The sequence below is a fragment of the Streptomyces prasinopilosus genome (assembly GCF_001419695.1).
In the GTDB taxonomy this organism is placed as follows: domain Bacteria; phylum Actinomycetota; class Actinomycetes; order Streptomycetales; family Streptomycetaceae; genus Streptomyces; species Streptomyces prasinopilosus.
The window spans coordinates 1-5,861 of sequence record NZ_LIRG01000300.1 but is presented as its reverse complement, the minus strand read 5'-3'; the positions used below and the strand labels follow the sequence as shown (position 1 = coordinate 5,861).

The following is a 5,861-nucleotide window of genomic DNA, read 5'->3' as shown; positions in this document are numbered from 1 at the left end:
CCAGCTCCCGCACCCGGCGCAGCGAACGGACCGCGCCCGCCGCGTCCCCGGCGACCGACTGGGCGTAGCCGAAGGCGGCCAGGGCGCGCGAGAGGTACATCTGGTCGCCGTCCACCTCGGCGTGGTCGGCGGCCTCCCGCGCCAGCGCCAGCGCCCGCTCCACGTCCCCGCCGGAAGCCTCCGCGAGCGAGGCGAGCATCGCCGAGGCGCCCTCCCCGATCCCGGAGTCCCGGGCCAGCCGCAGGCTCTCCCGGGCCAGGTCCAGGGCGCGGCCGCAGTGCCCGGAGCGCAGCTCCGTGTCGGCGAGGAAGCGCAGGAAGTGCACCTCGCTCTCGACCATGCCGCGCCGCCGCGCCTCCCGCAGCAGCCCGGTGATGCTCTTGCGGGCCTCGGGCAGCTGGTCGCTCATGAGCAGCCAGCGGAACCCGGCCATGCCCGCGCCGTTGTGGTGGCAGGCCACGAAGGGGTCCTGGGGCTCCCGCAGTGCCCGCTTGATGGTGGCCGGTGCGTCCGGATGGCCCATCAGGGTCTCGGTGGACGACTGGAAGGCCAGCGCCATCAGCTCGGTGCGCCGGTCCGCGCCCCGCGCCGCCAGGTCCGCCGCGTGCGCGGCCTCCCGCCGGGCCTTGCCGAAGTCACCGTCGACCACCAGTTCCCGCCAGGCCAGCTGGTAGTGGACCAGGGCGAGCAGCCGCGGGTCGTCGCCCGCGTCGGCCAGCACTTGCGGGAAGACCGCGTCGACCTCGCCGAGCGCCTGCCCGGCCGCCTCGATGACCACCATCCACGCCCGCACCCGTTCCGCGGGCACCGTGGCCCGGGTGAGCACCTCGCGCGCGATGTCCCGGGCCAGATCCGCCTCACCGGCGGTGATGGCGTCCTCGGCGGCCTGCAGCAGCCGCTCGTCCGGGCCCGGACCGTCGCCGGCCGGGTCGGCCGGGGTGCGGCGGGCGGCCAGCAGCCCCAGCGAGGCGGCGACCGAGGGCGCCCCGCGGTCCCGGGCCAGCGCGGCGGCCTCGGCGAGCCGGGCCGCCACCTCCGGATCGGTGCCGGTCGTGGCGAGGGCCAGGTGCCGGGCCCGCTCGATGGGGTCGGAGGCCGCCGTGGACAGCGCGGCGTGCGCGGCCCGCCGCTCGTGCGCGGGGGCCTCCGCGTACAGCGCGGCCGAGATCAGCGGGTGCGCGAACCGCAGCGCCGGCTCGTCCGGGTCCGTCGCCAGCAGTCCCAGCGCGGCGGCCTGGGCCGTCTCCTCCTCGGCGTGGTCCCGGCCGGCCGCGTGCAGCAGCGCCGGCGTCGGCCGGGCACCGGCGCTGGCCACCAGCAGGGTGCGGCGCGCGTCGTCCGACAGCATCTCCAGCCGGCTGAGCACCAGGGCGCGCAGCGAGGTCGGCACCGGCAGCGGCTCGCCGGGACGCGGCCGGGCCGTGCTCTCGGCCAGGGCACGGCCCAGTTCGAGCGCGAACAGCGGATTGCCGTCGCTGGTGCGGTGGATGTCGCGGACCGTGCTGCGGGACAGGCCCGTGTAACCGCGGTGGTCGAGCAGGGCGGACACCTGGGTGCGGGAGAACGGACCCAGCCGGACCACCCGCGTGTCCGGGGGGCAGGCCCGCAGATGACGGTCGTACTCCTGCCCCTCCGTGCCCTCGGTCCGCACCGCGCACAGCATCTGCACCGGTGCGTCGCCGAGGCGCCGGGCGGCGAAGCCCAGCAGCTCCGCGCTGGCCGAGTCCAGCCACTGGAGATCGTCGGCGACGACCAGGACGGGCCCCTCGGCGGCCAGCGCCCGCAGGGTGGACAGCACCGCCAGGCGCAGCGCGAGCCCGTCCCGCTGGAGCGTGGACTCGCCGCGGCCGGTGAGCGCCGACTCCAGGGCGGTGCGCTGCGCCGCGGGCAGCGCACCGGAGACCCTTTCGAGGATCAGGCCGAACAGGTCCGCGAGAGCCAGGAACGGAAGATGGGATTCGGACTCCGTGGCGGAGCAGCGCAACACCGTGGGCGCCCCGCCCGCGTTATCCGCCGCAAGTGCCCGCAGCACGGTCGATTTACCTATTCCGGCCGGCCCGTGCAGCAGCACGCTGCCCCCTCGGGCCAGCTGCTCGCGCGCCTCGGCGAACGGCCCCTCCCTGCCGATGACCAGGTCGGGACGGCACCTGGCAGGATCCCTGAAGTCCCGGCGCACGGTCACCGCTCCCTCCTGTGTCGTGTCCTGGCCAATATTAGGCAACGGGCCAGTTGAATTCGGGGGGACGACGTCGTGAGGGATTTAACAGCGGACGCGGGAAGGGAATCCGGAGCGCCGGCGCACCGGTCGGAAACACCGGCCCGGCGCTAATGCCGGTCCCACGAGAACACCGCAAACCCATGGCAACCCCCCCGTTTCCTGTGCGGAGACCCCATATGCGGGGACTCCGTGTGCCATGACCCTGTGTGCAGAAAACCCACATATCGAGATCCCACATGCCGAGACCCCGTGTGTCGAGACCCCGTGCACAGGGATCCGGCGCGGAGGGACCACCACCTCCCCGCGCGCCCGTGCCCTCGACTCGCGCGTCACCGGGCACGCACACGCCTTCACGGCCCCGGCCCCGGCGGTCACCCCCGACCACCCGGCCGTGCTGCCCGCTCGGCCGTCCGCGCGCCCGTCCGACCGCCCCCGCGTCGGCCGCCTCCGCCCGGACCGACCGTCACCCGTTCGCCCTCCCGTCGTGCCCCTCGCGGCTCCCGAATGAGCTCCCGCCCCCTTTCGGGGGTAGGGAGACTCGCGTCACGGATCGGACGACGGCACACAGGCGCCCGGCAGGGCCCGGGACCGAGGAGGACGGAGCACCCATGACGACGGCGACGGAGGGGACCGCATGACGACGGCGACGGCGACGGAGGAGTTCCGCAGGGCCCGGGACTTCCTGCTGGAACACCGCGAGGACTACACCACCGCCTACGAGGGCTTCCGCTGGCCGCGTCCCGAGCGCTTCAACTGGGCGCTCGACTGGTTCGACGTGATCGCGGACGGCAACGACCGCACCGCCCTGCACCTCGTGGAGGAGGACGGCGGGCAGATCCGGCTCTCCTTCGCCGACCTGGCCCGCCGGTCCGACCAGGCCGCCAACTGGCTCCGGCAGCAGGGCGTACGCGCCGAGGACCGGGTGCTCGTCATGCTCGGCAACCAGGCCGAACTGTGGGAGACCGCGCTCGCCGCGATGAAACTGCGCGCCGTGGTCATCCCCGCCACCCCGCTGCTCGGCCCCGCCGACCTGCGCGACCGCGTGGACCGGGGCCACGTCCGGCACGTGATCACGCGCGCCGCCGACACCGCGAAGTTCGACGAGGTGCCCGGCGACTACACCCGCATCGCCGTCGGCGGGGGCGCCGGCGACGCGTGGCTGCCCTACGAGGACGCCTACGGAGCCGCCGAGCACTACGCGCCCGACGGGCCCACCCTCGCCGACGACACCCTGATGCTGTACTTCACCTCGGGCACCACCGCACAGCCCAAACTGGTCGAGCACACCCACACCTCGTACCCCGTCGGGCACCTGGCGACCATGTACTGGATCGGGCTCCGCCCCGGCGACGTGCACCTGAACATCTCCTCGCCCGGCTGGGCCAAGCACGCCTGGTCCAACCTCTTCGCCCCGTGGAACGCCGAGGCGACCGTCTTCCTGCACCACTACGCGCGGTTCGACGCCGCCCGGCTCATGGCCGAGATGGACCGCGCCGGCGTCACCACCTTCTGCGCCCCGCCCACCGTGTGGCGCATGCTCATCCAGTCCGACCTGTCCCGGCTGCGCACCCCGCCGCGCGAGGTCGTCGCCGCCGGTGAACCGCTCAACCCCGAGGTCGTCGAACGGGTCAGGCGCGCCTGGGGCGTCACCGTCCGCGACGGCTTCGGCCAGACCGAGACCGCCGTCCAGATCGCCAACAGTCCCGGCCAGCCCCTGCGGACCGGTTCCATGGGCCGCCCGGGACCCGGCTACCGGGTCGAGCTCCTCGACCCGGTCTCCGGCGCGCCCGGCGCCACCGAGGGCGAGATCGCGCTCGACCTGTCGGACCGCCCGGTGGGCCTGATGGCCGGCTACCACGGCGACCCCGACCGCACCGCGCGGGCCATGGCCGGCGGCTACTACCGCACCGGCGACATCGGCTCCCGCGACCCCGACGGCTACCTCACCTACGTGGGCCGGGCCGACGACGTGTTCAAGGCCTCCGACTACAAGATCTCCCCCTTCGAGCTGGAGAGCGCCCTGCTGGAGCACGAGGCGGTCGCCGAGGCGGCCGTCGTGCCCGCCCCGGACGAGCTGCGCCTGGCCGTGCCCAAGGCGTACATCGTGCTCGCGGAGGGCCACCGGCCCGGCCCGGACACCGCGCGGGCACTCTTCGCGCACTCCCGCGAGGTGCTCGCCCCCTACAAGCGGATCCGCCGGCTGGAGTTCGGCGAGCTGCCCAAGACCGTCTCCGGCAAGATCCGCCGCATCGAGCTGCGCGAGGCCACGGCGGCGGGCTCCGACGCCGAGTACCGGGAGGAGGACTTCAAGTGACCCCGCCGGCCCGGCCCCGGCCCGGCGGAACACCTGCCGGGAGCCGCCTCCCGGACCGGGCCCGGCCGGTTCGGCCGGTCCGGCCGGTTCGGCGGGCGGAGGCCGAGGCGCTCGCGGAAGACGCGCGCCACCGGCCACCACCCCGGGGCGACCGGCCCCGGGCGGGTGTCCGCCCCGGTGGTCACGGCCGGCCGAGGCCCCGGGACATGCACACGCGCGGCCACCGGTCGAGCCCGTGCTCGCCCTCCTCGGCGCGGATCCGGCGCAGACCGGGCGTGAGTTCGTCCTCGGCCAGCGGGCGGAAACCGAGGCGGGCGTAGTACGGGGCGTTCCACGGGACGTCGCTGAAGGTGGTCAGGGTCAGGGCGTCCAGGCCCTGCGCGCGGGCCCGCTCGGCGGCGTGGGCGATCAGGGACCGGCCCACGCCCCGGCGGGCGGCGCGCGGGTGCACCGAGACCTGCTCGAGGTGGAACGCGCCGTCCAGCGGTTCGGCGATCAGATAGGCGACGGGCCGGTCCCGTTCGTCGGCGGCGACCCAGCAGCGGCCCGCCCGCAGGGAGCGCTCGAGGGTGCTGAGCGAGGGCGGCTCGTCGTCGGCGATCTCCGGCATGCCCAGGTCCCGGAAGGCGGCACCGGCGGCCCGTTCGACGTCCTGGAGGACCGCCGGCTCGCCGGGAGCGGCGGGCCGGATGTGTGTGCGCATGCGCCGATTATCGGACGGCGGGGGCGGGTGCCTCCTCCGGGTTTCCCGGGTTTCCCGGGTTTCCCGGGAGCGGGGCCCGCCGCCCCCGTGTCGGCGGGTCCCGCGTGAGGGTTCCTGCCCGGCCGCGGGGGTGCCCGAAGCCTCCGGGGCACGGTTCAGAGGTTGATTTGAGGCTGCCGTAGCGGCTCTACGGCCGTTGCCGTAGACGGTGGGGGTCAGGCCCCGTGGTGCTCCTCCGACAGGCCCGGCCAGTCCTCGGGACCGCCTCCCTGCCACTCGATGAGGTCCGTCCCCTCAACGTCGGCGACTCCTCCGGGTTCCCGCACCAGATCGAGCAGGGAGATGCCCCCGTGGTCGGCGAGCCGCAGGATCTCGCGCACGTCGTCGATGTGCGAGGCGACGCCCAGCGTCTCGTCGCCGGAGGTGACCCGGCGCGAGCCGTCCAACGCCGGGGCGTGCACCACGATGTGCGGGTCCTCCGCGGGATCTGCCATGCCTCCAGGCTGCTGCCCGCCGGGCGGATCCGCACCCGGAGGTCCCGGCGTGCCCGGACCCGGGTGCCGGAGGGGCGCTCCACCGCGCGCAGCGGTACGGGGTGGGGCCCTCGCCCGGCGCCGGGCGAGGGC

General features: G+C 75.2%; 4 protein-coding genes. 1 reads left to right on the top strand and 3 read right to left on the bottom strand.

What is annotated here, in order from left to right:
* On the bottom strand, positions 1 to 2,182 hold a 2,182-nt coding region (locus tag AOK18_RS13700), incomplete at its 3' end, for an AAA family ATPase (protein ID WP_055694532.1).
* A gap of 670 nt (positions 2,183 to 2,852) precedes the next feature.
* On the opposite strand from AOK18_RS13700, the gene AOK18_RS13695 reads away from it, so the two are divergent.
* Positions 2,853 to 4,532, top strand: a complete 1,680-nt coding sequence (locus tag AOK18_RS13695; RefSeq protein ID WP_055694531.1) for an AMP-binding protein — start codon at positions 2,853 to 2,855, stop codon at positions 4,530 to 4,532.
* A 181-nt stretch (positions 4,533 to 4,713) separates the two neighbouring features.
* On the opposite strand, the gene AOK18_RS13690 is transcribed toward AOK18_RS13695, so the two are convergent.
* Positions 4,714 to 5,235, bottom strand: a complete 522-nt coding sequence (locus AOK18_RS13690; RefSeq protein ID WP_055694530.1) for a GNAT family N-acetyltransferase — start codon at positions 5,233 to 5,235, stop codon at positions 4,714 to 4,716.
* 215 nt (positions 5,236 to 5,450) lie between these two features.
* Entirely contained in the window at positions 5,451 to 5,729 is a 279-nt protein-coding gene (locus AOK18_RS13685; protein WP_055694529.1) for a hypothetical protein, read from the bottom strand.
* Between the last annotated feature and the right edge of the window lie 132 nt (positions 5,730 to 5,861).